Consider the following 24483-nt stretch of genomic DNA (forward strand, 5'->3'; position numbering starts at 1 on the left):
CCTCGAACTGAAAGAAGTCCAGATGCCGCCAGCTGCGCTGGCGGTGGTCATGGAGCTTTTGATCAGCGGCTGAGCACGCCGGGCATGCTGCACTGCCTGAGCGCCAGACAACGTACAGGTCGATGCGACTGCGCTCCACGTCCAGCGCAACACGCTCTACCGCCCAGGGGGCTGCAAGGCCTAACGCTTGGCAAAACAATGCTTCTTGCATTGGAACGGCTCCTGTTCAGGGGGTGTCAACAGATTTTTTTGAACTGTAGCGCTCCACCCGAAACGGAAGAGAGCCATAAAAAAAGCTTCTAGCGCTTGCTGTACAAGCGCTAGAAGCTATGATTTTAGGAGCGTTACGCTTACTTGCGTGCAGCAATCGCCTTTTCAGCGGCGGTCACCAGATCGGCGCCGATCTGGTTCTTCCACTTCTCGTACACGGGGCGGGTGGCCTTGACGAAGGCTTCGCGCTCGGCGGCAGACAGCTGGGTCACGGTCACGCCGTTGGCAGCGATTTCCTTGAGTAGCGGCTTGTCCGCCTCGACCATGCCTTTGCGGGCGATGGCGATTTCTTCCTTGCCGGCGTCAATGGCGGCCTGCTTGACGATCTCGCGGTCGGCGGGGGTCCAGCTGTTCCAGATGTCCTTGTTGACCACAAAGATCAGCGGATCATTCATGTAGCCCCACAGCGTCAGGTGCTTTTGCGCCACGGTGTAAAGCTTGGCGGCCATGTAGACCGACAGGGGGTTTTCCTGCCCATCGACGGCGCTGCTGGCCATGGCGGGCTGGGCGTCGGCCCAGCTCATCTGCGTGGGGTTGGCGCCCAGGGCGGTGAAGGTGTCCAGGAACAGCGGCGAGCCCACCACGCGGATTTTCATGCCCTTGAGGTCATCCGGGGACTTGATCGCCTTTTTGGAGTTGGAGATTTCGCGGTAGCCGTTTTCGCCCCAGGCCAGCGGCACCACGCCAGCCTTGTCCAGCGTCTGGAACAGGCTCTTGCCTACTTCACCCTGCGTCAGTGCGTCGGCAGCGGCGTAGTCGGGCATCAGGAAGGGCAGCGAGAACAGGTTGAGCTGCTTGACCTGGGGCGACCAGTTGATGGTGGAGCCCACGGCCATGTCGATCACGCCTTGGCGCAGCGCGCTGAATTCGCGCGTCTGGTCGCCCTGGATCAGCGAGACGCCGGGGTACAGCTTGATGTTGATGCGGCCGTTGGTGCGCTCACGCACTTTGTTGGCCCACAGCTCGCCGCCCTTGCCCCAGGGGAAGGCGGTGCCCAGCACCAGCGACATGCGGTATTCGCTCTTGTACGCGGTTTGCGCCAGGGCGGCGGGGGCGGTGAAAGCCAGGGCGGCTGCAGCGGCCACGGCCGAGGTGAGGAACGTACGCAGTTTCATTTTTTCAGTCTCCTTCAGTTCAGTATTGACAACGGTTGCACAGCGAAATCAGTAGCCCAGGCGCGCGGGCAGCCACAGGGCCAGTGGCGGGAACGCAATCACCAGCACCATCACGAGGAACATGGCCAGCAGCATCCAGCCGACCCAGCGCACGGTGGATTCCATGCGCACGCCGGCAATGCGGCACGACACCATCAGGTTCACGGCGAGCGGCGGGGTGAACTGGCCCAGCGCCACCTTCAGGGTGAGGATCACGCCGAACCACACCGGGTCCCAGTGGTAGTGGTTCATGATGGGCAGTAGCAGGGGCACGAAGATCAAAAAGATCGAAATGCCGTCCAGGAACATCCCCACGGTGACCAGCAGCACGATCAGCAGTGCCAGCACGCCGTATTCGCCCAGGCCCGAGTTCACGATGGCGTTGGCCACGGGGTCGATCACGCCCAGGGTGGACAGCGAATAGGCAAAGATGCCCGCCAGCGACACCACGAGCAGGATCACCGCCGACAGCTCGCCCGATTCGCGCAGGATGGGGAACAGGTCGCGCACGGTGATGGTGCGGTGGACCACCATGCCCACAAACAGGCCGTAGAAAACCGCCACCACGGCGGCCTCGGTGGGTGTGAACCAGCCCGCACGCATGCCGCCCAGAATCAGCACCGGCGCGGCCAGGCCCCACAGGGCTTCGCGCAGGCTTTTCCAGAACGGTGGGCGCGGCATGGTGGCTTCCAGATGGCCCATCTTGTGCCGGCGCGCCATCCACACGGCGGGGACGATCAGTGCAAAGCCGGCCAGGATGCCGGGGATCATGCCCGCCGCAAACAGCGCAGGCACCGAGGCACCGGGCACCAGCACCGAGTAGATGATGAAGGCGACCGAGGGCGGGATCAGGATGTCGGTGGCCGCTGCGGCCCCCACCACGCTGGCCGAGAACGAGGGTGGGTAGCCCGCGCGCGACATGGCCGCAATCATCACCCCGCCCACGGCAGCTGCGTTGGCCGGGCCCGAGCCCGAGATGCCGCCCAGGAACATGGCCACGGCAATGGCCACCAGCGGCAGCATGCCGGGGCCGCGCCCGACCATGGCCACGGCGAAGTTGACGAGGCGCAGCGCGACGCCCGAGCGGTCGAAGATGGAGCCCACCAGGACAAACATCGGAATCGCCAGCAGCGGGTATTTGCCCAGCCCGGCATAAAAGTTTTGCGGCACGGCCAGCAGGCCAAACCACTGGCTGTCGGCATTGGCCAGCGCGATGGCGGCGGCACCGGCCAGGCCGAGCGCGGCGCCGATGGGCACGCCCATCAACATCATGGCCAAAAAGGCCACGAACAGCAGGGTGGCGATCATGCCTGGAAGTCTCCGTGGTGGTCTGCGGGCGGTGCCTGGCGGCTGCGCCGGACGAACAGGCCGATGGCGCGCGCGGCGATCAGCGCCGAAATCACGGGCAGCCAGATCGAATACCACCACTGCGGCACGCCGATGCCGGGCGAGGTTTCGCCAAAGCGGTAGTCGTCCCACACCATGCGCACGCTGAGCACGGCAATCAAGGCGAACAGCAGGGCCACCAGCAGCGCGCCACATTGCGCCAGCAGCTTGCGGCGGGCATCAGGGCCGCCTTCGGCAAAGTACTCGATGCGGATGTGCTGGTCGCGTGCCACGGCGGCCGAGCCGGCCACCAGCGCCAGCACGATCATCAAAAAGACCGAAATCTCTTCGGTCCAGGCAAACGAGGAATTGGTGAAGTAGCGCACCAGCACGTTGGCGAAGGTGATGAGGGCCAGCGCCGCCATCACGATCACCGTGAGCCAGTCTTCGATGCGCAGCGAGCGGGGGGCGTTGTCTTCGGGCGCCGGGGACGCAGGGGCAGAAGCCGTCGGCCCGGGAGGGGAGGAGGGTGGCATGGGGGCAGAGTCTCGGGGAAACAAACATGGCGAATGCTGTCGCTCTGCCCGGCGGTGTTGTGCACCAGGGGCCTGGACGGCGCGCGCGCTGTGGGCGCGGCCACCTATTATGGGGTGTGTTGATATGCATGCACACCTTCGGGCAGTGCCGTCGGTGCCATCGGTGCGCGCGGATAATGCAGCGATGGAAACCAAGTGGCTTGAGGATTTTGTCAGCCTGGCAGAGACGCGCAGCTTTAGCCGCTCCGCCCAGTTGAGGCATGTAACGCAACCGGCTTTTTCGCGCCGCATCCAGGCGCTGGAGGCGTGGGCCGGAACCGATCTGGTGGACCGCAGCTCGTATCCCACGCGCCTGACTCCGGCGGGCAAGACGTTGTACGACCAGGCGCTGGAAATGCTGCAGGCCATGCAGAACACGCGTGCCATGCTGCGCACGCACACCAGCGCCGGCAAGGACATGATCGAGTTCGCGGTGCCGCACACGCTGGCGTTCACTTTCTTTCCGGCGTGGGTTTCGAGCCTGCACGAGAAATTCGGCCCCTTCAAAAGTCGCCTCATTGCGTTGAATGTGCACGATGCGGTGATGCGCCTGGTGGAAGGGGGCTGCGACCTGATGATTGCCTACCACCACTCTTCGCAGCCTTTTCAGTTGGATGCCGACCGCTACGAAATGGTGAGCCTGGGGCAGGAGGTGCTGTCGCCCTACAGCAAGGCCGATGCCGACGGGCAGCCCCTGTTCCGACTGCCCGGCCGTGCCGGCCAGCCGCTGCCTTATCTTGGCTATGCGCCAGGTGCCTATCTGGGGCGCATGACCGAGCTCATCCTCAAAGAATCGGGCACCGCCATCCATCTGGAGCGGGTCTATGAAACCGACATGGCCGAAGGCCTCAAGGCCATGGCACTGGAAGGCCATGGCGTGGCGTTTCTTCCGCACAGCGCCGTTAAAAAAGACGTGCGCGCGCGCAAGCTGGTAAGCGCGGAACCCCCGGACCACACGGGCTTGCAGATCGTGATGGATGTCCGCGCCTACCGTGAAAAACCCAGCGCAAAAGAGGCTCCCAAAGGCACGGCGCAAGCTTTATGGGCGTATTTGCAGGGTTTGGGCTGATGCCCAAGGTGAATGCGGATATAAACTATTCATACAGTTGTTCGCGCATTCGGCGCCCAGGTTGGGCCGGACTGGGTTGAATGCGTTACGTTGGAAGTTTGGTGGCACAAAGATTGCAAGCTTCAAGCCCATGCATTCAATGGACTGGTCTTGTTGAAGGCATCCCACGGCAAGTGGTTTCATGCCCATTGCGTTCAGCCCAACCGTGCTGAATCTGCTGGTCGGTTGTCTGTTGCGCGACTTCTGGTTACCCACTGTGGCGGGGTTTTCTGCCAACCGGTACGGCAGGTAAACCCCCTGTTCTGGACTGTGTGGCCCGCTCACAATGCGGGTAGACGCAAGTCTTCAGAAACCTTTTTGAAATGACACAAGGAGATAGAAATGAAAAAGCACATTTTCGCAATGGCCGTGGTCACCCTCGCGGCAGGCAGCGCGTTTGCGCAGGCTGGCGATACGCTGGCCAAGATCAAGTCCTCGGGCAGCGTCACCCTGGGCGTGCGTGAATCCTCGGGCCTCTCCTACACGCTGGGCAACGGCAAGTATGTGGGCTTTCACACCGAGATGGCCGAGCACATCATCTCCGACATCCGCAAGCAGCTGGGCCTGGCCGCGCTGGAAACCAAGTACCAGCCCGTCACGTCGCAAAACCGCATTCCGCTGGTGACCAACGGCACGGTGGACCTGGAGTGCGGCTCCACCACCAACAACGCCACACGCCAGAAAGATGTGGCCTTTGCGGTGACCACCTATGTGGAAGAAGTGCGCATGGTCGTCAAGGCCAATTCGGGCATCGCATCCATCAAGGACCTCAACGGCAAGAGTGTGGCCACCACCACGGGCACCACCTCGGTGCAGACGCTGCGCAAGAACGAGCGCGCCGGTGGCATCGACTTCAAGGAAGTCTATGGCAAGGACCATGCCGACAGCTTCCTGCTGCTGGAAACCGGTCGTGCCGATGCTTTTGTGATGGACGGCTCCATCCTGGCCGCCAACATCTCCAAGTCCAAGAACCCGGCCGACTTCAAGATTGTGGGCGAGGTTCTGAGTGTCGAGCCCATCGCCTGCATGCTGCGCAAGGACGACCCCGCCTTCAAGAAGGCCGTGGACGACTCCATCAAGCGCCAGATCGCCGACGGCTCGCTGGCCAAGCTGTATGACAAGTGGTTCATGCAGCCTGTGCCCCCGACCAACACCAAGATCGGTCTGCCACTGTCTGACGCCACCAAGGCCGCATGGGCCAACCCCAACGACAAGCCCATGGAAGACTACGCCAAGAAGTAATCCCCAGGATTGAACCGCCCCTTCGAACCGCGGGTTTGAAGGGGCTTTATTGTTGGGCGCCTCTGGCGGGGCCCAACACCCTCCGTTTGAAGAAGGAACGATCCTATGAGCTGGGATTGGCAGGTGTTCTGCGAAGACACACTGGAGCGGCAGGTGGTGCAGGGCTGCTTTGGCAAAGGCGGCGACATCACTTATCTGGATTGGATGCTGTCGGCCTGGGGCTGGACGGTGTCGGTATCGGTGCTGGCGCTGCTGCTGGCGCTGGTTTTGGGGTCGTTCATCGGCACCCTGCGAACGCTGCAGGATCGGCCGGTCGTGGTGCGGCTGGGCAATGCCTGGGTGGAGTTGTTTCGCAACATTCCGCTGCTGGTGCAGATTTTTCTGTGGTACCACGTCGTGCCCACCATGTTTCCGGCCATGAAGGCCGTGCCGGGCTTTGTGCTGGTGGTGCTGGCGCTGGGGTTTTTTACCTCGGCGCGCATTGCCGAACAGGTGCGCTCGGGCATACAGGCACTGCCGCGCGGTCAGCGCTACGCAGGCCTGGCCATGGGCTTCACCACGTTTCAGACCTACCGCTATGTGCTGCTGCCCATGGCGTTTCGCATCATCATTCCGCCGCTGACCAGCGAGACGATGAACATCTTCAAGAACTCGTCCGTGGCGTTTGCCGTGTCGGTGGCCGAGCTCACCATGTTCGCCATGCAGGCGCAGGAAGAAACCTCTCGCGGCATCGAGGTGTACCTGGCCGTCACGGCCTGCTACATCGTCTCTGCCTTCGCCATCAACCGCATCATGGCCTTCATCGAGAAGCGGGCGCGCGTACCGGGCCTGATCGTGGCCGGTGGATCGGGAGGGCACTGACATGAACCTCAGCCTTGATTTTTCGTTCTACAACTGGGACTTGATCTCTAACTTCGTGCTCAAGGGGCTGTACTTCAGCCTCATGCTCACGCTGGTGGCCACCATTGGTGGTGTGATCTTCGGCACGGTGCTGGCGCTCATGCGCCTGTCGGGCAAGAAGTGGCTGGATGTGCCCGCCACCATCTACGTCAACGGCATGCGCAGCATTCCGCTGGTCATGGTGATTCTTTGGTTCTTTCTGCTGGTGCCGGCCATCATCGGCCGGCCCATCGGTGCCGAGGTGTCCGCAGTGATCACCTTCATCGCCTTTGAGGCCGCATATTTCAGCGAAATCATGCGGGCAGGCATTCAGTCGGTACCGAGGGGGCAGGTGTATGCCGGCCAGGCGCTGGGCATGACCTACAGCCAGAACATGAAGCTGGTGGTGTTGCCGCAGGCGTTTCGCAACATGCTGCCGGTGCTGCTCACGCAGACCATCATCCTGTTTCAGGACACCTCGCTGGTCTATGCCATTGGTGCCTACGACATGCTCAAGGGCTTTGAAGTGGCCGGCAAGAACTTTGGCCGCCCTATCGAGGCCTATCTGGCGGCGGCCGTGCTGTACTTTGTGATGTGCTACGCGCTGTCCTGGGCGGTCAAGCGCCTGCACCAGAAGATCGCCATCATCCGATGAGATACCCACCCCCTGAGGCGCTGCGCGCCTTCCCCCTTGAAGGGGGACGACTGCCTTTGCTGCGGGGCGGCCCTTGCTGGCCGTCCCGCAGTCTGGGTCGCGTCCATGGCCAGCGCAGTGCGATGGGCAACTGACACGAGTTGGAGTGAAAAATGATTGAACTCAAAAATGTTTCCAAGTGGTATGGCCCCGTGCAGGTGCTGACCGATTGCTCCACCACCATCCAGAAAGGCGAGGTGGTGGTGGTGTGCGGTCCTTCGGGCTCGGGCAAGTCCACGCTGATCAAAACCATCAATGCACTGGAGCCCTTTCAGAAGGGCGAAATCTATGTGGATGGCATTGCCGTGCACGACCCCAAGACCGACCTGCCCAAACTGCGCAGCCGCGTGGGCATGGTGTTCCAGCACTTCGAGCTGTTCCCCCACCTGTCGGTGACGGACAACCTCACCATTGCACAGATCAAGGTACTGGGCCGCAATGCCGACGACGCCAAGAAGCGTGGCCTCAAGATGCTGGAGCGCGTGGGCCTGATGGCGCACAAGGACAAGTTTCCGGGCCAGCTTTCGGGCGGCCAGCAGCAGCGCGTGGCCATTGCGCGCGCTCTGAGCATGGACCCTATCGTGATGCTGTTCGACGAGCCCACCTCGGCGCTCGACCCCGAAATGGTGGGCGAAGTGCTCGACGTAATGGTGGGCCTGGCCAACGAGGGCATGACCATGATGTGCGTCACCCACGAAATGGGTTTTGCGCGCAAGGTCAGCAACCGTGTGATCTTCATGGACGTGGGCGGCAAAATTCTGGAGGATTGCTCGAAGGAAGACTTCTTCAACAACCCCGATGCACGCCAGCCACGCACCAAGGATTTCCTCAACAAGATCCTCCAGCACTGAGCACATTGCACTGCACGGCGGCACCTGCGGGTGCCGTTGGTGTTTTTGGGCGGGGTGTCGGGCTGCGCCGTGGGAAGGGCGGGTCTTCTTTCAGTCGGTAAGATCGCCGGGGCCGGAATCTTCCGGTGCGGCCAGTATGGTCTGAACGAGATATCCAAAATGAAACAACCCGTGGTCATCACCGCCGAACTCACCCCCGAAAACGCCCAGGCGCTGGCGCGCTTCGTCAAGAACATCAGCCATGAGGGCATCCGGGCATGTTCCAGTGACGATGCAGAAACCTTCCTTGTGCGCGACGCCCTTGATTCGCTGCGCGAAGCGCTGGATCTGGCCGGTTTCGACCCCATATAACCCATGGGTGCTCGCCAGCCGGGCGCCGATGGCGAATGCCCTGCGGCCGGGGAGTGATGGGAGAATGGCGCCCATGACTGCCGCCCCAGACACCCTTACCCTCACCCGCCCCGACGACTGGCACCTGCATGTGCGCGACGGCGCGCCCCTGCACACCGTCGTGCCGCACACGGCCGCCCAGTTCGGCCGCGCGATCATCATGCCCAACCTGCGCCCGCCCGTGACCACGGCGCAGCAGGCGCTGGACTACAAGGACCGCATCCTGGCCGCCGTGCCAGCCGGTGTGCAGTTTGAGCCGCTGATGACGCTGTATCTCACCGACAACCTGCCGCCTGAAGAAATCGGGCGCGCCAAGGCTGCGGGCGTCGTCGCCGCCAAGCTCTACCCCGCCGGTGCCACCACCAACAGCGACGCTGGCGTGACCGACCTGCGCAAGACCTACCCCACCCTCGAAGCCATGCAGAAAGCCGGCATGCTGCTTTTGGTGCATGGCGAGGTCACCAGCAGCGACATCGACCTGTTCGACCGCGAGGCTGCGTTCATCGAGCAGCAGCTCATCCCGCTGCGCCGCGATTTCCCCGAACTCAAAATCGTCTTCGAGCACATCACCACCAAGGATGCGGCCGACTACGTGCGCGAGGCCGACGGCTTTACGGCTGCCACCATCACGGCGCACCACCTGCTTTACAACCGCAACGCCATCTTTACCGGGGGCATCCGTCCGCACTACTACTGCCTGCCCGTGCTCAAGCGCGAAACGCACCGTGTGGCCCTGGTGCAGGCTGCCACCAGCGGCAACGCCAAGTTCTTTCTGGGCACCGACAGCGCGCCGCATCCCGCGCACCTCAAGGAACACGCCACCGGCTGCGCAGGCTGCTACACGGCCCACGCCGCCATCGAGATGTATGCCGAGGCGTTTGACAACGCAGGGGCGCTCGACAAGCTCGAAGGCTTTGCCAGTTTTCATGGCCCCGACTTCTACGCCCTGCCGCGCAACACCGGCACCATCACCCTGCGCCGCGAATCGTGGACGCCGCCGGACAGCTTTGCGTTTGGCGAAGCCGAACTCAAGCCCCTGCGCTCGGGTGAAGCGCTGCCGTGGCGGCTGGTCAGTGGGTAGAACTTGGCATGGATACGGCCAGCAAGGGGCGTTCTGGGATGGCCAAAAATATGGCCGTATTCATAGACGCTGACAACCTGAACAACGCTACAGCGCTGGACCATGTCTTTGCAGACTTGCAATCGCGGGCCGAGAGAATCTCTTACCGACGTGCTTATGGGCGCCCAGAAAGTCTGAAGACCATAGATGCGGTGCTCTGGAAGCACGGTGTGCGCCCAGTGAGCAACTTGGTCACCAACAAAGTGACGACCGACATCGCGCTGACCATTGATGTGGTGGAGGCCGTGTGTCGCCGGGGAATTGACGCAGTGGTCATCTGCTCGGGCGATGCAGACTTTGTGCCACTGGCCACCTGGCTGCGTGAGCAGGGCTGTTTTGTGCTGTGCTTCAGCCTGAACAACACTCTGTTTGCCAATCCGGAGAGTTTTTATGACGACGTGGTGATGCTGGAGGTGGTGGAAAAACCAGTACCCCTGACCGAACCCGCGCCGCATGCGGTGCTTGCACTGTCACCAGCGCCCGCGCTTACGCCCCCACCACCACCACCAGCACCAGCACCAGCACCAGCACCAGCACATACTCCTGCGCAAGTGGACGCGGTGCAGCAGGTGCTCCAGGCCTTCCCCGCCTTGCGCAGCGGCCAGTCGCAACACTTGAGTCAAGTGGTTGCCGCGTTGCGACAACGAGGTATTCTGACGGTGGGCACCAAAACCACGGCGTGGTTTGCCCAGTGGGCCTCGGTATTCCAGCTGCTGCCACTCCAAGTGCCAAACCGGATTCGCTACCAGAGCCCGCTTGAGGCTGCGCCTATCAAAGTCTCGGGAATTGCCGGGCCGACGCAAGCTGCGGCCTCGAAACTTGCGCAACCAACAGCGCGGCCTTTGTCCAGCACAGCCCAGCACGCGCTCGCTATGCCCGAAGAGGTGGCGCGCATCCTGCAAGCCGTGCCCGCATTGCGCGACTCGCCGCAACTGTTGTCCCAAGTGGTGCCTGTGTTGCGCCAAAAAACCATCTTGGGCAAAACCACCAAATCGGCGGCCTTTTTTGCCCGTCATGCGACGCATTTCAAGCTCACACCGGTGCACCAGCCAACGCAGCTGAGCTATGTTCCTACGCCCGTTGTACCGGCGGTGCTAGTGCGTTCTCTCAGGGCTGCAACTCAGGCGCCGGTTGCAAAGGTGGTTGCAACCGCTGTCATGTCATGGAATGTAGCAATGCCGCGCCGACCTGCACCACCGTTGCTGCCAGAACTGCACGGCCTGCGCTCGGTTGTCAGCCAGTTGGCTCTGCGCCGTGTCACGGTTGCCGATGTGCTGCTGGCCGTTCCGGAGTTGTTGCGTGGTCAGCCATGCGCGTTGAGTGCCGTGGCGGGCCGTTTGCGCCAGCATGGGCTGTTGCGCACTAGCGACTCTGCCTTGCGCATTCTGGAGCGGTATCCCAGCTCTTTTGTGATCGAGATGGGTTGTACGCCACAAGCCGTGATTTATCTCCGATAAGCATGTTGCAACTGGATGGCATTGACTGGCATGCCCCATGGCTGGTGCCCTTGCGCGCTGTCGGGCAGGCGGTGCAGCAACGCGTGTTGGTAGGCTGCTTGGTGGCTGACGCCTTGAACTCTGTCGGTGCCTGCCCGGTAGGCTTTGTGCGCCAAGCCGAGTTGCCGCCGGGCCAGGCCTACGAGCAGTACATCTTCGACACTGGCCGTGTCCCCACCCGCGAAAACCTGCACGATTTCTTCAACGGCCTGGTGTGGCTGCAGTTTCCGCACACCAAACGCCGCCTGAACCAGCTACAGGCCCAGGCCATTGCCGCCGATGGCGTGCAGGCCATGCGCGGGCCGCTGCGTGACGCGCTCACGGTGTTTGACGAAAACGGCGCGGTGCTCAGTGCTCCGCCTGCGCTGTGGGCGGCGCTGCGCGCGCGGGACTGGCAGGCGCTTTTTGTCGATTTGCGCCCGCTGTGGCGCGAGGCGTGGCTGGTGTTGTTTGGGCACGCGCTGCTTGAAAAACTGGTTTCACCACGAAAACCCACGGTAGCCCATGTCTATCAAGCGCCAGTAGCTATAAACTCAATAGCAAGCCTGGATGCCTGGCTGGCGCAGGCCGTGCAGCCCGGGCCATGGGCCGCCAAACCCTTCACGCCGCTTCCGGTGCTGGGGGTGCCCGGCTGGTGGCCAGCCAACGAGGTGCCGGGCTTTTATGGCGATGCGCAGGTCTTTCGGCCGCCCCGCGCGGCGCGCTGACACCTAATTCCCGTCAAGGCTTGTGTGATAAGGCCCTGGAGCTGGTTTGGCCCTACCATTGCGCGATGAAATCGCGGCCATAGGGGCGCCCGGGGGCGTGCAAGCAGTGCTGCACCGTGCCGCTGTCTGGTGGTGCAGGTGCTTGAAGCGCCGACTCCGGCCCCCATCTGAGCCATCAAACACTTGTTGTTGTTTACCCCACGGAGAACTCATGAAGCGGATTCTTTTATTTGTGATGACCAACCTGGCCGTCGTTGCGGTGCTGGGGGTGGTGGCCAGCCTGCTGGGCGTCAACCGGTACCTCACGGCCAACGGCCTGAACCTGGGCGCCTTGCTGGGCTTTGCGCTGGTGATGGGCTTTGGCGGTGCCATCATCTCGCTGCTCATCAGCAAGCCCATGGCCAAGTGGAGCGCCAAGGTTCAGATCATCGACGGCTCTGGCTCGGCGGATGAGGCCTGGATCGTCGAGACCGTGCGCAAGTTTGCCGACAAGGCCGGCATCGGCATGCCCGAGGTCGGCATTTTTGAAGGCGACCCCAATGCCTTTGCCACCGGTGCGTTCAAGAACTCGGCGCTGGTGGCAGTGTCCACCGGTCTGCTGCAGGGCATGACGCGCGACGAGGTCGAAGCCGTGATCGGCCATGAGGTGGCCCACATTGCCAATGGCGACATGGTCACCATGACGCTGATCCAGGGCGTGATGAACACCTTTGTGGTGTTCCTGTCGCGCGTGATCGGCTACGCCGTGGACAGCTTCCTGCGCAAGAACGACGAAAACAGCTCGGGCCCCGGAATCGGTTACATGATCACCACCGTCGTGCTCGACATCGTGCTGGGCTTTGCAGCCGCCATCATCGTGGCGTGGTTCTCGCGCCAACGCGAGTTCCGTGCCGATGCAGGCGCTTCCCAGCTCATGGGCCGTCGCCAGCCCATGATCAACGCCCTGGCCCGCCTGGGTGGCATGCACCCCGCCGAGCTGCCCAAGAGCATGGCCGCCATGGGCATTGCCGGTGGCATTGGCAAGCTGTTCAGCACCCACCCGCCAATTGAAGAGCGCATTGCCGCGCTGCAGAACGCTCAGCAGGGTTGATCCGGTTGGCGGGCCGGGCCTTCGGGCCCCGGTTCAAACAGACCGCCGCAGGGTTTGCGCCCTGCGGCGGTTTTGTTTTTGGGGTGCGTGGTTGATGGCTGCAAGGCTGCCAGGCAATGCCAGCGTTTCCATCTGGCTGGCAGGCGGATGCCTGCATGGGGCCCGGTGCTTGCCCCCAAGCGCTATGGCTGGTGCACCATGAGGCCCATCCAGGGCCAGTAGGTCAGCGCAAAAATAACCAGCAAAGCAGTGGCCACGATAGTGATCACGATGCCGGTGCGCACAAAGTCACGGGCCTCGAAGGTGTCGGTGCCATAGGCAATCATGTTTTGCGGCGCGTTCACCGGCAGGATGAAGCCGAAGCTCACCACAAACTGCAAAATCATGGTCATGCCCACGATGTTGATGCCCGGCGTCTGCACGGTGGACAGCACGCTGATGATGATGGGAATCATGGTGGACGCCAACGCCGTGGCACTGGCAAAACCCAGGTGGATGACGATCAGGAAGCCCGACAGCAGCATCAGGATGGCGAATGCCGACGCCATCTGCAGCCCGAGGTTGCTCACGATAAGCTGGGCCAGCCAGCCCGCTGCCTTGGTCTGCAGCAGGGCCGAACCCACGCTGATGCCCACGGCAAACAGCACCACCGTGCCCCAGGGGAAGCCCTTTTGCGATTGCTTCCAGTCCATCACGCCGATGCGCGGGAACAGCATCAGCGCCACGGCCGCGATGGTGGTGGAGGTGGTGTCAAAGCTGTGCAGCACCTTTTCGGTGGACCAGAAACCCAGCAGCACCAGCACGATGGCCAGTAATTTCCACTGATTCATGGTCATGGGGCCCAGCTCCTGCAGCTGCTTGCGGATGGTTTCCTGGCCCCCGGCAATCTCTTTCATTTCGGGCTTCATCATGCGGGTCATGATGAAGAACAGCGCCACCGTCATCAGCGCGGCAAAAGGGGCTGCCGCCACGAACCATTCGCCCCAGGTGATCTGCGCGCCCAGCTGCTTTTCGATGAAACCGATGGCCACCATGTTCTGCGCTGCGGCGGTCTTGATGCCCACGTTCCAGATGCTGGCCGTTTGCGCCGTGGTGATCACCAGCAAAGCGGCAAAGCGGCTTTTGCGGTCCACATTGAAGGCCAGCACAAAGCCCATCATGATGGGCATGAGGCACGCTACCCGGGCCGTGGTGCTGGGCACAATGAACGACAGCAAAAAGCCCACAATCATGGCGCCAATCACGATGTGGTGCGTCTTGGCCCCCACCTTGGAGAGCACCGTGAGCGCGATGCGCCGGTCCAGCCCCGTGGCCGTCATGGCCGAGGCAATGAAACACGCCGCCGCCACCAGGGCCACAGCACTGTTGGCAAAGCCTGAGAGCGCCAGGCCGAGCGAAGCCCCGGTACCCATGGCCGTTGTCACGCCGGGCTTGGCGGCGCTGGGTGCGTAGGCCAGCAAGAAGAGCATCAGCGCGCCAATGACCACGGCGCTGACCGAATAGTCGAGCGCCTCGGTCATCCACACGATCACGGCAAACGCCAAGATGGCCAGCATGTAGTGCCCGGCCAGCGGCAGATCGGCCGGCGTGGGCAGCAGCAGCACCGCCACCAGGGCCGCCAGTGCAGCCCAAAACCCAAGGCGTTTGATCAGTCCCGGGGGCGGCGCGGTAGGCGGTGCGGGCAGGGGTGTGGCGATCGGTGCGGTCATGCGGTGCTCCTTTGGCGTGGGTGCCTTGCTGCCTGCAGTGTGCCTCCCCGGTGCGGATGCGGTCTGACTGATGTCAAGAAAATTTAGCTGCCGTCGCCCACCATGTCCTGTCGCTGCAGGCCGCAGTCAATGCGCTGGACGGGCGGGCGTTGCCCGCGACCCTGACCTGGGCGCCGTCAGGCCGCTGCGCCCAGCAGGCTGCGTGCCACGGCTTCGCCCACCTTGATGCCATCCACGCCCGCTGAAAGAATGCCGCCGGCGAAGCCCGCCCCTTCGCCGGCCGGATACAGGCCGGGGGTGTTGGGGCTTTGCAGGTTGTCGCCGCGGTCAATGCGCAGCGGTGCCGACGTGCGTGTCTCCACACCGGTGAGCACGGCATCGGGCATGTCGTAGCCCTTGATCTTGCGGCCGAACACCGGCAGGGCCTCGCGCATGGCTTCGATGGCATAGCTGGGCAGTGCGCCATGCAGGTCGCCCAGCGTAACGCCGGGCTGGTAAGAGGGCTGCACGCTGCCCAGCTCCCTGGAGGGCCGGCCCGCGATGAAATCGCCCACCAGTTGGCCGGGCGCGCTGTAGTTGCTGCCGCCAAGCACATAGGCGTTCGATTCGAGCTGGCGCTGCAGCACGATGCCCGCCAGCGGGTGGTGCTGGCCGGTGGCCAGCGCCTCAACCCCGTGCGTGGCGCCCAGCGCGGCTTCATAGGCTGCGGGTGCGCGCGGAAAATCGCCCGGGTCAATGCCCACCACCATGCCCGCATTGGCGTTGCGCTCGTTGCGCGAATACTGGCTCATTCCGTTGGTGACCACGCGGCCGGGTTCGCTGGTGGCGGCTACCACGGTGCCGCCGGGGCACATGCAAAAGCTGTAAACGGCGCGGCCATTGGCAGCGTGGTGCACCAGCTTGTAGTCGGCGGCGCCCAGCAAGGGGTGGCCGGCATGGCGGCCCCACCGTGCCCGGTCGATCACGCCCTGCGGGTGCTCGATGCGAAAGCCGATGGAAAACGGCTTAGCCTCCATCTGCACGCCCCGCTCGTACAGCATGGCAAAGGTGTCGCGCGCGCTGTGGCCCAGGGCCACCACCACATGGTCGGCACGCAGCTCGGTGGTGGTGCCTGAGGCCTGGTCCAGCACCTGCACGCCACGCACATGCCGGCCTTGCGGGCCGGTTTCAACCACCAGATCGGTCACGCGCTGACCGAAACGGATCTCTCCGCCCAGCGCAATGATCTGCGCGCGCAGGCTCTCCACCACCTTCACCAGCTTGAAGGTGCCGATATGCGGATGCGCCACATACAGAATTTCTTCGGGCGCACCCGCCTTCACAAACTCGGCCATCACCTTGCGGCCCAAGTGGCGCGGGTCCTTGATCTGGCTGTAAAGCTTGCCATCGCTGAAGGTACCCGCGCCACCTTCGCCAAACTGCACATTGCTTTCGGGGTTGAGCTCGCGCTTGCGCCACAGGCCCCAAGTGTCCTGGGTGCGTTCGCGCACGTTCTTGCCGCGCTCCAGCACGATGGGCTTGAAGCCCATTTGCGCCAGCACCAGCGCCGCAAAAATGCCGCAGGGGCCAAAGCCCACCACCACCGGGCGCAGGGGCAGCTCGGCCGGGGCCTGGCCCACGGGGTGCCAGGCCATGTCGGGCGTGGGCTGGATGTGCGGGTTGCCTGCAAATTTTTCGAGCAGTGCGGCTTGCTGCGTGGGGTCGGCGAGCGTGATGTCGACGATGTACACCGCCAGCAAATCGACCTTGCGCGCGTCAAAGCTGCGCTTGAAAACCCGCAGCGTGGCAATGTCGGCGACATCGACCAGACCCAGTGCCTGGGCGGCGCGGGCGCGCAGGGCGGCTTCGGGCTGGGTGTCGGGGTCGGACGGCAGCGCGGACAGCGGCAGCCGGATTTCAGAAAGGCGGATCATGGTCTTGCGGCCCGTGGTTATCGGGCGAAGGGCAATGCAGGGGAGGGTGATTTTACCGACCGCCGCATGGTTTGGCCTGCGTGCGGTGGGCTGCGCTTTTCCGGTACACCAGCACCGGAATTCTGGAATGCGCCAGCACCTTCTGCGTCGCGCTGCCCAGCAGCAGGGGGGTCGCCGCCCCGCACCCGCGCGCGCTGCTGGAGGCCGAATGGCAGGACCGGTTTTGTTCCAGACCCTGCAGCCCCTCACGCACGACGAAATCCATGCCACGGTGCAGCGTGCCGTGGCGGCGCTCATGGCGGCGTATGGGCCGGTGAAGGCGTGACGCTCTGCACCGGGCGAAAAAATAAAGGAGCTCGAAAGCTCCTTTATTAATAGCTACTTGCGCTTGATGGATAAGCGCTAGAGGCCGATTTGGCTCAAATTTTGCCTTACGTTGGCAAAAAGCCTTCGACCGACAGGTAGCGCTCGCCCGTGTCGTAGTTGAAGCCCAGCACCTTGGCCCCGGCGGGCAGCTCGGGCAGCTTTTGCGCAATGGCGGCCAGTGTGGCGCCGCTGGAGATGCCCACCAGCATGCCCTCTTCGCGGGCGCTGCGGCGGGCGTATTCGCGCGCGGGCTCGGCCTCGACCTGGATCACGCCGTCGAGCAGGCTGGTGTCCAGGTTTTTGGGGATGAAACCCGCGCCAATGCCCTGGATGGGGTGCGGTGCCGGCTGGCCGCCGCTGATCACGGGCGACTGCGTGGGCTCCACGGCAAACACCTTGAGCTGCGGGAATTGGGCTTTCAGCACGCGCGCCACGCCGGTCAGGTGGCCGCCCGTGCCCACGCCGGTGATGAGCGCGTCCAGCCCGTCGGGGAAGTCGGCCAGGATTTCCTGCGCCGTGGTGCGCACGTGCACGTCGATGTTGGCCGGGTTCTCGAACTGCTGCGGAATCCAGGCGCCGGGTGTTTGGGCCTTGAGTTCCTCGGCCCGGGCGATGGCGCCCTTCATGCCCTTCTCGCGCGGCGTCAGGTCGAAGCTGGCGCCATAGGCCAGCATCAGGCGGCGGCGCTCGATGCTCATGCTGTCGGGCATCACCAGAACCAGCTTGTAGCCCTTGACGGCCGCCACCATGGCCAGGCCCACACCGGTGTTGCCGCTGGTGGGCTCGATGATGGTGCCGCCCGGTTGCAGGGCACCCGATTTTTCGGCGTCTTCCACCATGGCCAGCGCAATGCGGTCTTTGATGGAGCCGCCGGGATTGCCGCGCTCGGACTTGATCCACACGTTGGCGCCCGCGCCAAAAAGGCGGTTGATGCGCACATGCGGCGTGTTGCCAATGGTTTGCAGAACGTTGTCGACTTTCATGGCGTCTCCTGAAGGGGAAGTGAAAAGGGGTTGGCACGCATTCTGAACCACTTGTTCTGCGCAGCGGCTATATGGATATGCACAGCGCAGGGGCATCGCAGCCTGCGGGCGGTGTGCAGTGCCCGCAGGCGGGCGGCCTCGGCCAAATTTATAGATGAAAACGGGCTGTAACCGCCGTCCATCAAGCGGGTGCAGCTATCAATGTTGAATCATGGTTTGTGCCCCGTCATCAAAAACAGCGGATAGCTTTGGCCATTGCGGTGCTGCATGTGCAGGATGCCGGTAAAGACGATGCCTTGCAGGCCCGCCTGCTCGGCCTGCGCCTGCAAGGCTTCGGGCGCAAAACCCAGGTGCTGCACGCCCTTGGCGGCGTTGTCGCCGTGAAAGCTGCCGTCTTCGGCATACAGATCCACCAGCGCAATGCGCCCGCCGGGGTGCAGCGCAGCGGCAAAGGCGCGCATCAACGCGGCGGTGTCGGCCACATGGTGCAGGGCCATGCAGCTCACGATGGCGTGGTAGCGCCCCGGCAGGCCGTCAAAAATGTCGCCATGGTGCGTGGTGATGTTGGCAACGCCTTTTTCGTCCAGCACCTGCAGCATGGCGGCAGACATGTCCAGCGCGGTGACATGCGCCACCTTGGGTGCAATCTGCGTGGCCAGCAGGCCGGTGCCCGCGCCAAAGTCGAGCACACGGTCGGTGGGCGACAGCGGCAGCCGCGCCAGCAGCAGCGGCGGCACAGCGGCGAGTTGCTGCGACATGGGGCGCTGGTCCCAGTCGCGGGCGGCAGCGTCGAAATGCGATGACGGCGTGGTTGGCGTGGATTGCGGTGGATGGGTAGTGGTCATGGTGTCTAAAGCTTGCGTAAAACGTGCGCCACAGCGGGCGTGCCCGGCCTGCACGGCGAAATCTGGGACAATCGCCCCCGTGAAGCGCGCCAGACCGCCGCCGGTGCAATCTGGGAAACCAGGCACTGGAGGAACGTCCGGACTGCACAGGACAGCGTAGCAGCTAACGGCTGCCCACCGTGAGGTGAGGATCAGAGCAACAGAGACGAGTCGGAGCAGGCTGCAAGCCACCGAAGGTGTTCTATCGGTTGCCCGCGCAAGCGGGCACGGCTGGCGCAAGCCAGACGGTTGGAGGCGCAAGCCTCCAAGACCATAGCCACCCGAAGCGGGCGGTGCCCGCTTCGGGTGAAACGGGCAATCTCTACGCGCAGCAATACCAAGTAGGCCAACGTTGATGTGGTTCCGCAGAGTTGGCGGGTAGGTAGCATCGAGCCGTGGTGGCGACACCCGGCCCAGAGTAATGGCGGTCACGCTGCGGGCAACCGCAGTGCACAGAATCCGGCTTATCGGCGCGCTTCACACTTTTCATTAAAACAGGCGCCAGTGCTTATGCAATAAGCGCAGTGCGCTATTGTTTTTGATTATTCTGAAGTAAATCGCGGCGTTCGATCAAGGCGCAGCGCAACGCGGTGCATGGCCGCGTTCCAGCTCGGTGGCGCGCTCCACCGTATCCGGGTGGCTGCTGAGCCACGACCACACGCCTTGCTCCCCGGGTGGGGCTCGCTTGGTATCGGCGGGATTGCCGGCCTTCGTTTCGCCCTTCGCTTGTGCCTGCGCTTCGGCCTTCTCTTGCGCATTTTCTTCGCCGTGCGCAATGGCCAGCAGCAACTGGCCCATGGGCGCCGTGGGCAGCGCAACGTGGCCCATCAGTGCGATGGCAAAGCAGTCGGCCTCGCGCTCATGGTTGCGGCGGTAGGCCAGGCCGGTGAGCAGCGAACCGCCCGTGGACAGCACGGACGACACGTCCCCCAGCGCCAGGCCCAGGCCCACGTTGAGCACGCCTTGCTCTACCAGCATGCGCGTGGTGTGGCGGTGCGCCACATGGCCGATTTCGTGGGCCAGCACACCGATCAGCGCGTTGTCGTCCAGGCCCTTCTCGGCAGCAACCCGCACCAGGGCGTCCGTCATCACCACCGTGCCGCCGGGCAGTGCGAAGGCATTGGCGCCCATGCCCGAACGAAAGGCCAGCGTGAGCCGGGGTGCATAGCCGCGGTAGCGCTGCAGCGCCGGTGGCGTTTGCTGCGCCAGCTGGTCAAAGCGGGCGCGCAGCTGGGCCTGCCGTTCGGCGGGCAGCTTGCTGGGCTTGAGCGTGCCCTCGTCCATCTGCTGCAAGGCGTTTTCGGCCAGGCTGGTTTCCCACGACAGCGGCACATACCGCGTGAGCTGGGTGGCTGCCCAAGGGGTGCCAAAGCGGTAAAACAGCGCAACAGCCACGGCGGCGGCCACCGCCACGGCCAGCAGCACGGGCCAGTGGATCTGCATGCGCTGGGCCAGGCCAGGGCGCGCACCCGCCGCGGCCAGTGCGGCGTGCCACTGCGCCGTGGCGTCGATTTCAAGGCTGCCGTGGTCGCGCAAATCGACCACCACGCGCCGCGGCGACCGGTGTGCGCTCCAGGCCTGCGGCCAAGCCACCTGGTCACGGGTGAATACACGGGGTGCCGCGCCCGGCGCCGCCATCGGGTGCAGCAGCAGCGAGGGGCCCTTGGGCGTGGGCTGCAGACCCACCATCACCGGCTGCGCCTTGCTGCTCAGGCCATCAAACCAGCGTGCGGGCAGCAGGTGTACGTTTCCCTGAGTGGCTGCGTCCAATGGCTCGGGTTGCCCTGCGGCCACCGGCCCGGTCAACGAGGACGGCGGACGCGACATCATCCAATCAGGTCCAGCCCAGCGGCATCGGCCAGGGCATCGCCCAGGCCGCCTTGCTGCTGGCGCACCAGGATGCCGGCGATCTGGTCCACGCCGCCCTTGATGTGCAGCGTGACCGATTCGAACTTCATGCGGTATTCGCTGACCCGTGCAAAGGGGCGGTACAGGCCCAGGGTGAGCAGGGTCAGCAGCATGTTTTTCAGGCGCAGCAGCACATAGCGGCCCGTGCCCAGCTGGCATTTGAAGCGTGCCACCTGGCTCACGCCCACGTTGCTCCACATCAGCTGGAACATGCGCGCCTCACGGTAGGCGCGGGCCGGTGCCGAGGCCAGCAACAGCAAGAAGATACCGCCCACGATGGCCACAAAAATCACCACCACCAGCCACAGGCCCATGCGCTGCGTCTGGCCGGCGAACAGTGCGAAAGAGCCGCCCGCCAGCGCGGCCAGCAGGGCGCCCATCGCCAGGGCCGATACGATGAACACCGCCACCGTGGCCAGCCAGATCTTGACGAAATCCATGTACACGGGCTTCCAGCGGCCCGGCTCGGTGCCCAGGTGGGCGCGCAGCACCAGCAGGCTCTTGTAGTTGTATTCAAGGCGAATGATGCACAGCAACGACAGCACCAGACCCAGCGCCAGCAAGGCCCCCATGGGCGCGGTGAAGGCCGACAGCGATTTGCGTACTTTCTCGCCCGCCAGGCCCGGGGCCGCTTGCGCCACCTCTGGCGCCAGGGCCTGCAGCCCGAACACCACGGCCATCCACACCAGCGCCAGGGCAAACACCGGCCAGCTGGCGGTATAAACCTCGCGCCAGCTGGCGGTGAACTGCAGGCGCAAGCCGCGCCAGCGCGTGGCGCTCAGGCGAAAACGCATGGCACTGGCCCAGATGAAGGGCGCCAGCACCGCGCCAGCCAACAGAAACAGCGCCACCGCCGTGTCCTGCCCCGACTCGGCGGCAATGTTGTAGGCCACGGTGAGCAGCACCAGCATCACAAAGCCCATCACCATCTTGCGCTGCTGCGCAGTGAACTCCAGCGGACTGCCGGCCACCATGCTGTGGTCATAGAAATACTGGGCCGTGCGCCGGCGTGCCCAGGGGGTGTAGAAACCCAGCGTGAGAATGCCCAGCAGCACATTCACGATCCACACGCGGAAATATTCGCCGCCACTGCCCGTGAATTCCAGGGGATGGGCCTCGATGCTCTGCAGGGCCAGGTTGGGGGGCAGTTGCGCTGCACTGCCTGAATCGTTGTGGTTCATGAACTCCCTCCAGAGTTGCAGCGCAGTGTATCAGCGGTGGTGGTAAAAAGTCTTCATCAAAATGGGCGTTTGTGCTTGTGGAGTAAGCGCTTGCAGCTATTGTTTTTGATGATGCTGCGCAACCGCGTCGCGCTATGGCGCCATGTGCCAAAAACGTCTTAGAACCGCTCCCACGGCTGCAGATACCGCCATTGCCCCTCGGGCACCTTGGCCAGCGGCACGCGGCCGATGCGGATGCGCTTGAGGGCGACCACTGTCAGGCCCACGGCATCGCACATGGCGGGAATCTGCCCGGGGCGGATGCCCTTGAGGGCAAAGCGCAGCTTGGTCTCGCTTTGCCAGCTCACCTTGATGGGGGGTAGCGGGCGGCCGTTGAATGAGAGGCCGTGGCACAGGCGCTGCAGGCCGTTGGGTGCGATGTTGCCCTTCACCTCGACGATGCACTCCTGCTCCAGCGATTCGATGTCTTCGGCCAGCTTGCGCGCGATGCGCTTGTCCTGCGTGTAGACCACCAGGCCGCTGGCCTCGGTGGGCAGGGGGGTGAAGCATTCGAGCTGCTTGAAGTGGCGCTGCAGCACGCGGATGCCCGAGGCATCGTCGCCCAGGTGCGACGCCGCATTCAGCAGTGTGGTGGCCGGGGTGGCGCCTTGGCTGCGGCTGGCGTGGGCCGCTTGCCCGGCTGGCACGCCCAGGCCTGCTTCAAACCCCGCCGGCTTGTGCAGCAGCAGCGTGACCGGGGTCAGCTCCAGCAGGCTGGCGTCTTGCGCCACGGTCACGGCCTGGTCGGGGCGCACGCGGGCGCCGGGGGCTTCCACCACCTGGCCGTCCACGCTCACAAAGCCGCCTTCGATGAATTGCTCGGCCGTGCTGCGCGAGCAGTTCAGTTGTTCGGCCACGCGCTTGGCCAGGCGGATGTGGGTGGGGTCGGGGTTCTTGTCGGTCATTGAATGAATGCGGTTGGGAGCTGTTCTTGTAGTTCAGTTGTTGCCGGGCTGCTGTGAGCGGATACGTTCTACGTGCGCCAGCAGCGAGCGCTGGGCCACCGGCCACATGCGCGGGGGTACGTCGTCGTACGCGTGCTGCACCCAGTCTTCCATGCTGCCATCGGGCAGCGCCTGCATGGCGGCCAGCACCTTGGCTTCGCGTGCCAGGCGGTGCGCCTTGAGCTTGGCAATGGCGCTGCGTGCACCGTTGATCGGGCCTCCCAGGACATGGCCATGGGCCGGCAGGATGAACTCCACGCTGTGCTCGGCGCACAAGGCATCGAGCCGGTCCAGCGAATCCAGGTAGTCGGCCATGTTGCCGTCGGGCGGGTCGATCACGGTGGTGCTGCCGTTGAGGATGTGATCGCCGCTGAACAGCAGACCGTCTTCCTGCAGCAGCAGGCACAGGTGGTTGGCCGCGTGGCCGGGGGTGTGGATCACCTGCAGGGTATGGGTGATTTTGCCCTCTGGCGCTTGTCCTGAAAGCGCCAGCAGCTCATTATTTTGTAGCGCCCGGTCGGGCGTGAACGCGCTGGCCGCGCGCGCGGTGGGGGCCGAGGGCAGGCCCAGGATGGGCGGCTGGGCCTTGCCCGCCTGCACGCACAGCGCCTGCAGCGGCTTGCTGCCTGGCGAGTGGTCGGGGTGCGAGTGGGTGCACACGATCATGCGGATGTCGCCCCCCGCAGCGCGCCAGAGCTTGTCGAGGTGCTCGGCATCGGCCGGGCCGGGATCGATGGCGATGAAACCGGTGGCGGGGTCGCCCACCAGGTAGCTGTTGGTGCCGGGGCCGGTCATCACGCCGGGGTTGGGCGCGGTGAGGCGCTGCACATTGCGCAGCAGCGGCACGGGGCGCTCGGTCTGCCAGTCGAGCGGGTGCACGATCTGCCCGTCGGGGCACACCAGCGCCAGCTCGCCAAAGGGCGTTTCGTCTTCCATGTAGCGCGCTTCCTTGCCGCCGAGCAGGCCGGCGCGCGGGCAGCTCACCCACAGGGGTTGCTCGTGCGCCACGGCGTCCAGCACGGCCTGGGTGCTCACAAACTTTGCCAGCCGCTGCAGTGTGCGGATGGTGGGGAAGATCATGAAGAACTGGCCCGCCTCATGCCTCGCCAGCGCATCCGCCGGGCGCACCCACACGGGCTCGAACTGCTCGGTCTCGTCGGCCACGGGCGTCTGCCCCTCGGGCATGCAGGCCACGAGAAACGGCACCTCAAAGCGCCGCGGCAGGTCGCGGTCTCCCGTCCAGTGGGCCAGCAGGTACACGCTGTCGGCCGCCAGGCGCAGGCCACGGGCCTGGCACTGCGCGGCAAAGGGCTGGTGGCGGTCGATGGCGGCGATGTCGTGCGCGTCGGCCATCCCACCTTTGCGGGGGCCATCGGCATGGCGCGCCAGCAGAATGCCCAGCTCTTCAAAACTCTCGCGGATGGCGGCAATGGCCTGCGTGAGGTGCAGGTCGTCTTGCGCCGGGCGGCGGTCGGCGGCGGCGTGCGTCTCGGGCGACGCATCGAGCGCGTCGATGCCGCCGCCGGGGAAGACATAGGCGCCCGGTGCGAAGCTGGCCCGCGGCGAGCGGCGCGTCATCAGCACCTCCACCCCTTGTGCGCCATCGCGCAGCAGCAGCACGGTGGCGGCCGCGCACATCACGGTTGCCTGTGCG

General features: G+C 64.2%; 22 protein-coding genes and 1 other RNA gene. 11 read left to right on the forward strand and 12 right to left on the reverse strand.

Annotated elements, in window-relative coordinates; genetic code table 11:
* The 4 genes from DTW89_RS13350 to DTW89_RS13365 form a co-directional block, all read right to left on the reverse strand.
* Positions 1-211, reverse strand: a 211-nt coding sequence (locus tag DTW89_RS13350) for a transposase family protein (protein WP_201740958.1), incomplete at its 3' end; no start/stop codon positions are given.
* A 139-nt stretch (positions 212-350) separates the two neighbouring features.
* The gene (locus tag DTW89_RS13355) at positions 351-1385 is read right to left on the reverse strand and encodes a DctP family TRAP transporter solute-binding subunit (protein WP_114656303.1); all 1035 of its coding nucleotides are present in this window, start codon (positions 1383-1385) and stop codon (positions 351-353) included.
* Between the two features lie 48 nt (positions 1386-1433).
* The gene (locus DTW89_RS13360; RefSeq protein ID WP_114656304.1) at positions 1434-2732 is read right to left on the reverse strand and encodes a TRAP transporter large permease; all 1299 of its coding nucleotides are present in this window, start codon (positions 2730-2732) and stop codon (positions 1434-1436) included.
* Complete coding sequence (locus DTW89_RS13365) at positions 2729-3286, reverse strand: TRAP transporter small permease (RefSeq protein WP_114656305.1); 558 nt, start codon at positions 3284-3286, stop codon at positions 2729-2731. The genes DTW89_RS13360 and DTW89_RS13365 overlap by 4 nt, the downstream gene beginning before the upstream one ends.
* A 184-nt stretch (positions 3287-3470) precedes the next feature.
* Here DTW89_RS13365 and DTW89_RS13370 point away from each other — a divergent pair, with 184 nt between their 5' ends.
* From DTW89_RS13370 to htpX, 10 genes are all read left to right on the forward strand, one after another.
* Positions 3471-4394 (forward strand): LysR family transcriptional regulator, encoded by a 924-nt coding sequence (locus DTW89_RS13370; protein ID WP_114656306.1) that lies wholly within the window; start codon positions 3471-3473, stop codon positions 4392-4394.
* Positions 4395-4775: 381 nt separating this feature from the next.
* Entirely contained in the window at positions 4776-5675 is a 900-nt protein-coding gene (locus tag DTW89_RS13375) for an amino acid ABC transporter substrate-binding protein (RefSeq protein WP_024812989.1), read from the forward strand.
* Positions 5676-5780: 105 nt separating this feature from the next.
* Positions 5781-6536, forward strand: coding sequence for an amino acid ABC transporter permease (locus DTW89_RS13380; RefSeq protein WP_024812988.1), 756 nt, complete (start codon positions 5781-5783; stop codon positions 6534-6536).
* A gap of 1 nt (position 6537) precedes the next feature.
* Entirely contained in the window at positions 6538-7209 is a 672-nt protein-coding gene (locus DTW89_RS13385; protein ID WP_024812987.1) for an amino acid ABC transporter permease, read from the forward strand.
* A 152-nt stretch (positions 7210-7361) separates the two neighbouring features.
* A complete protein-coding gene (locus DTW89_RS13390) occupies positions 7362-8099 on the forward strand; it encodes an amino acid ABC transporter ATP-binding protein (RefSeq protein ID WP_024812986.1) in 738 nt (245 codons plus the stop codon).
* A gap of 159 nt (positions 8100-8258) precedes the next feature.
* On the forward strand, positions 8259-8450 hold the full coding sequence (locus tag DTW89_RS13395; RefSeq protein WP_114656307.1) for a DUF7706 family protein: 192 nt from the start codon (positions 8259-8261) through the stop codon (positions 8448-8450).
* A 73-nt stretch (positions 8451-8523) separates the two neighbouring features.
* Positions 8524-9570: a dihydroorotase gene (pyrC, locus tag DTW89_RS13400; protein ID WP_114656318.1), complete on the forward strand. Its 1047-nt coding sequence runs from the start codon at positions 8524-8526 to the stop codon at positions 9568-9570.
* Between the two features lie 50 nt (positions 9571-9620).
* Complete coding sequence (locus tag DTW89_RS13405) at positions 9621-11066, forward strand: NYN domain-containing protein (RefSeq protein WP_236637138.1); 1446 nt, start codon at positions 9621-9623, stop codon at positions 11064-11066.
* A 2-nt stretch (positions 11067-11068) separates the two neighbouring features.
* Positions 11069-11812, forward strand: coding sequence for a DUF3025 domain-containing protein (locus DTW89_RS13410; protein ID WP_114656309.1), 744 nt, complete (start codon positions 11069-11071; stop codon positions 11810-11812).
* Positions 11813-12023: 211 nt separating this feature from the next.
* Complete coding sequence (gene htpX / locus DTW89_RS13415; RefSeq protein ID WP_024812982.1) at positions 12024-12902, forward strand: protease HtpX; 879 nt, start codon at positions 12024-12026, stop codon at positions 12900-12902.
* A gap of 182 nt (positions 12903-13084) precedes the next feature.
* Here the strand turns inward: htpX and DTW89_RS13420 are convergent, their stop codons facing one another.
* The 4 genes from DTW89_RS13420 to DTW89_RS13440 form a co-directional block, all read right to left on the reverse strand.
* On the reverse strand, positions 13085-14611 hold the full coding sequence (locus DTW89_RS13420) for a DASS family sodium-coupled anion symporter (protein ID WP_114656310.1): 1527 nt from the start codon (positions 14609-14611) through the stop codon (positions 13085-13087).
* 176 nt (positions 14612-14787) lie between these two features.
* Positions 14788-16524, reverse strand: coding sequence for an NAD(P)/FAD-dependent oxidoreductase (locus tag DTW89_RS13425; protein WP_114656311.1), 1737 nt, complete (start codon positions 16522-16524; stop codon positions 14788-14790).
* A gap of 431 nt (positions 16525-16955) precedes the next feature.
* On the reverse strand, positions 16956-17873 hold the full coding sequence (cysK, locus tag DTW89_RS13435) for a cysteine synthase A (protein ID WP_114656312.1): 918 nt from the start codon (positions 17871-17873) through the stop codon (positions 16956-16958).
* Positions 17874-18082: 209 nt separating this feature from the next.
* Positions 18083-18718, reverse strand: a complete 636-nt coding sequence (locus tag DTW89_RS13440) for a class I SAM-dependent DNA methyltransferase (RefSeq protein WP_114656313.1) — start codon at positions 18716-18718, stop codon at positions 18083-18085.
* Positions 18719-18799: 81 nt separating this feature from the next.
* Between DTW89_RS13440 and rnpB the strand changes: the two genes are divergently transcribed.
* An RNA gene (gene rnpB / locus DTW89_RS13445) (RNase P RNA component class A) lies at positions 18800-19240 on the forward strand.
* 87 nt (positions 19241-19327) lie between these two features.
* Here the strand turns inward: rnpB and DTW89_RS13450 are convergent.
* From DTW89_RS13450 to DTW89_RS13465, 4 genes are all read right to left on the reverse strand, one after another.
* Complete coding sequence (locus DTW89_RS13450) at positions 19328-20446, reverse strand: M48 family metallopeptidase (protein ID WP_236637139.1); 1119 nt, start codon at positions 20444-20446, stop codon at positions 19328-19330.
* 137 nt (positions 20447-20583) lie between these two features.
* A complete protein-coding gene (locus DTW89_RS13455) occupies positions 20584-21846 on the reverse strand; it encodes a YjgN family protein (protein WP_114656315.1) in 1263 nt (420 codons plus the stop codon).
* A gap of 158 nt (positions 21847-22004) precedes the next feature.
* On the reverse strand, positions 22005-22790 hold the full coding sequence (locus tag DTW89_RS13460) for an rRNA pseudouridine synthase (RefSeq protein WP_114656316.1): 786 nt from the start codon (positions 22788-22790) through the stop codon (positions 22005-22007).
* A 33-nt stretch (positions 22791-22823) separates the two neighbouring features.
* Positions 22824-24467, reverse strand: coding sequence for an MBL fold metallo-hydrolase (locus DTW89_RS13465; protein ID WP_114656317.1), 1644 nt, complete (start codon positions 24465-24467; stop codon positions 22824-22826).
* Positions 24468-24483: the final 16 nt, after the last annotated feature.

The organism is Acidovorax sp. BoFeN1, assembly GCF_003345135.1.
GTDB lineage: Bacteria > Pseudomonadota > Gammaproteobacteria > Burkholderiales > Burkholderiaceae_C > Acidovorax > Acidovorax defluvii.

Coding starts and splice junctions, on each gene's coding strand:
- DTW89_RS13420 (WP_114656310.1), bottom strand. CDS start 14,611: ATGACCGCACCGATCGCCACACCCCTGCCCGCACCGCCTACCGCGCCG.
- DTW89_RS13395 (WP_114656307.1), top strand. CDS start 8,259: ATGAAACAACCCGTGGTCATCACCGCCGAACTCACCCCCGAAAACGCC.
- DTW89_RS13390 (WP_024812986.1), top strand. CDS start 7,362: ATGATTGAACTCAAAAATGTTTCCAAGTGGTATGGCCCCGTGCAGGTG.
- DTW89_RS13365 (WP_114656305.1), bottom strand. CDS start 3,286: ATGCCACCCTCCTCCCCTCCCGGGCCGACGGCTTCTGCCCCTGCGTCC.
- DTW89_RS13460 (WP_114656316.1), bottom strand. CDS start 22,790: ATGACCGACAAGAACCCCGACCCCACCCACATCCGCCTGGCCAAGCGC.
- DTW89_RS13355 (WP_114656303.1), bottom strand. CDS start 1,385: ATGAAACTGCGTACGTTCCTCACCTCGGCCGTGGCCGCTGCAGCCGCC.
- DTW89_RS13410 (WP_114656309.1), top strand. CDS start 11,069: ATGTTGCAACTGGATGGCATTGACTGGCATGCCCCATGGCTGGTGCCC.
- DTW89_RS13375 (WP_024812989.1), top strand. CDS start 4,776: ATGAAAAAGCACATTTTCGCAATGGCCGTGGTCACCCTCGCGGCAGGC.
- DTW89_RS13370 (WP_114656306.1), top strand. CDS start 3,471: ATGGAAACCAAGTGGCTTGAGGATTTTGTCAGCCTGGCAGAGACGCGC.
- pyrC (WP_114656318.1), top strand. CDS start 8,524: ATGACTGCCGCCCCAGACACCCTTACCCTCACCCGCCCCGACGACTGG.
- DTW89_RS13455 (WP_114656315.1), bottom strand. CDS start 21,846: ATGAACCACAACGATTCAGGCAGTGCAGCGCAACTGCCCCCCAACCTG.
- DTW89_RS13465 (WP_114656317.1), bottom strand. CDS start 24,467: ATGTGCGCGGCCGCCACCGTGCTGCTGCTGCGCGATGGCGCACAAGGG.
- DTW89_RS13380 (WP_024812988.1), top strand. CDS start 5,781: ATGAGCTGGGATTGGCAGGTGTTCTGCGAAGACACACTGGAGCGGCAG.
- DTW89_RS13450 (WP_236637139.1), bottom strand. CDS start 20,446: ATGGTGGGTCTGCAGCCCACGCCCAAGGGCCCCTCGCTGCTGCTGCAC.
- htpX (WP_024812982.1), top strand. CDS start 12,024: ATGAAGCGGATTCTTTTATTTGTGATGACCAACCTGGCCGTCGTTGCG.
- cysK (WP_114656312.1), bottom strand. CDS start 17,873: ATGAAAGTCGACAACGTTCTGCAAACCATTGGCAACACGCCGCATGTG.
- DTW89_RS13440 (WP_114656313.1), bottom strand. CDS start 18,718: ATGACCACTACCCATCCACCGCAATCCACGCCAACCACGCCGTCATCG.
- DTW89_RS13425 (WP_114656311.1), bottom strand. CDS start 16,524: ATGATCCGCCTTTCTGAAATCCGGCTGCCGCTGTCCGCGCTGCCGTCC.
- DTW89_RS13360 (WP_114656304.1), bottom strand. CDS start 2,732: ATGATCGCCACCCTGCTGTTCGTGGCCTTTTTGGCCATGATGTTGATG.
- DTW89_RS13385 (WP_024812987.1), top strand. CDS start 6,538: ATGAACCTCAGCCTTGATTTTTCGTTCTACAACTGGGACTTGATCTCT.
- DTW89_RS13405 (WP_236637138.1), top strand. CDS start 9,621: ATGGCCGTATTCATAGACGCTGACAACCTGAACAACGCTACAGCGCTG.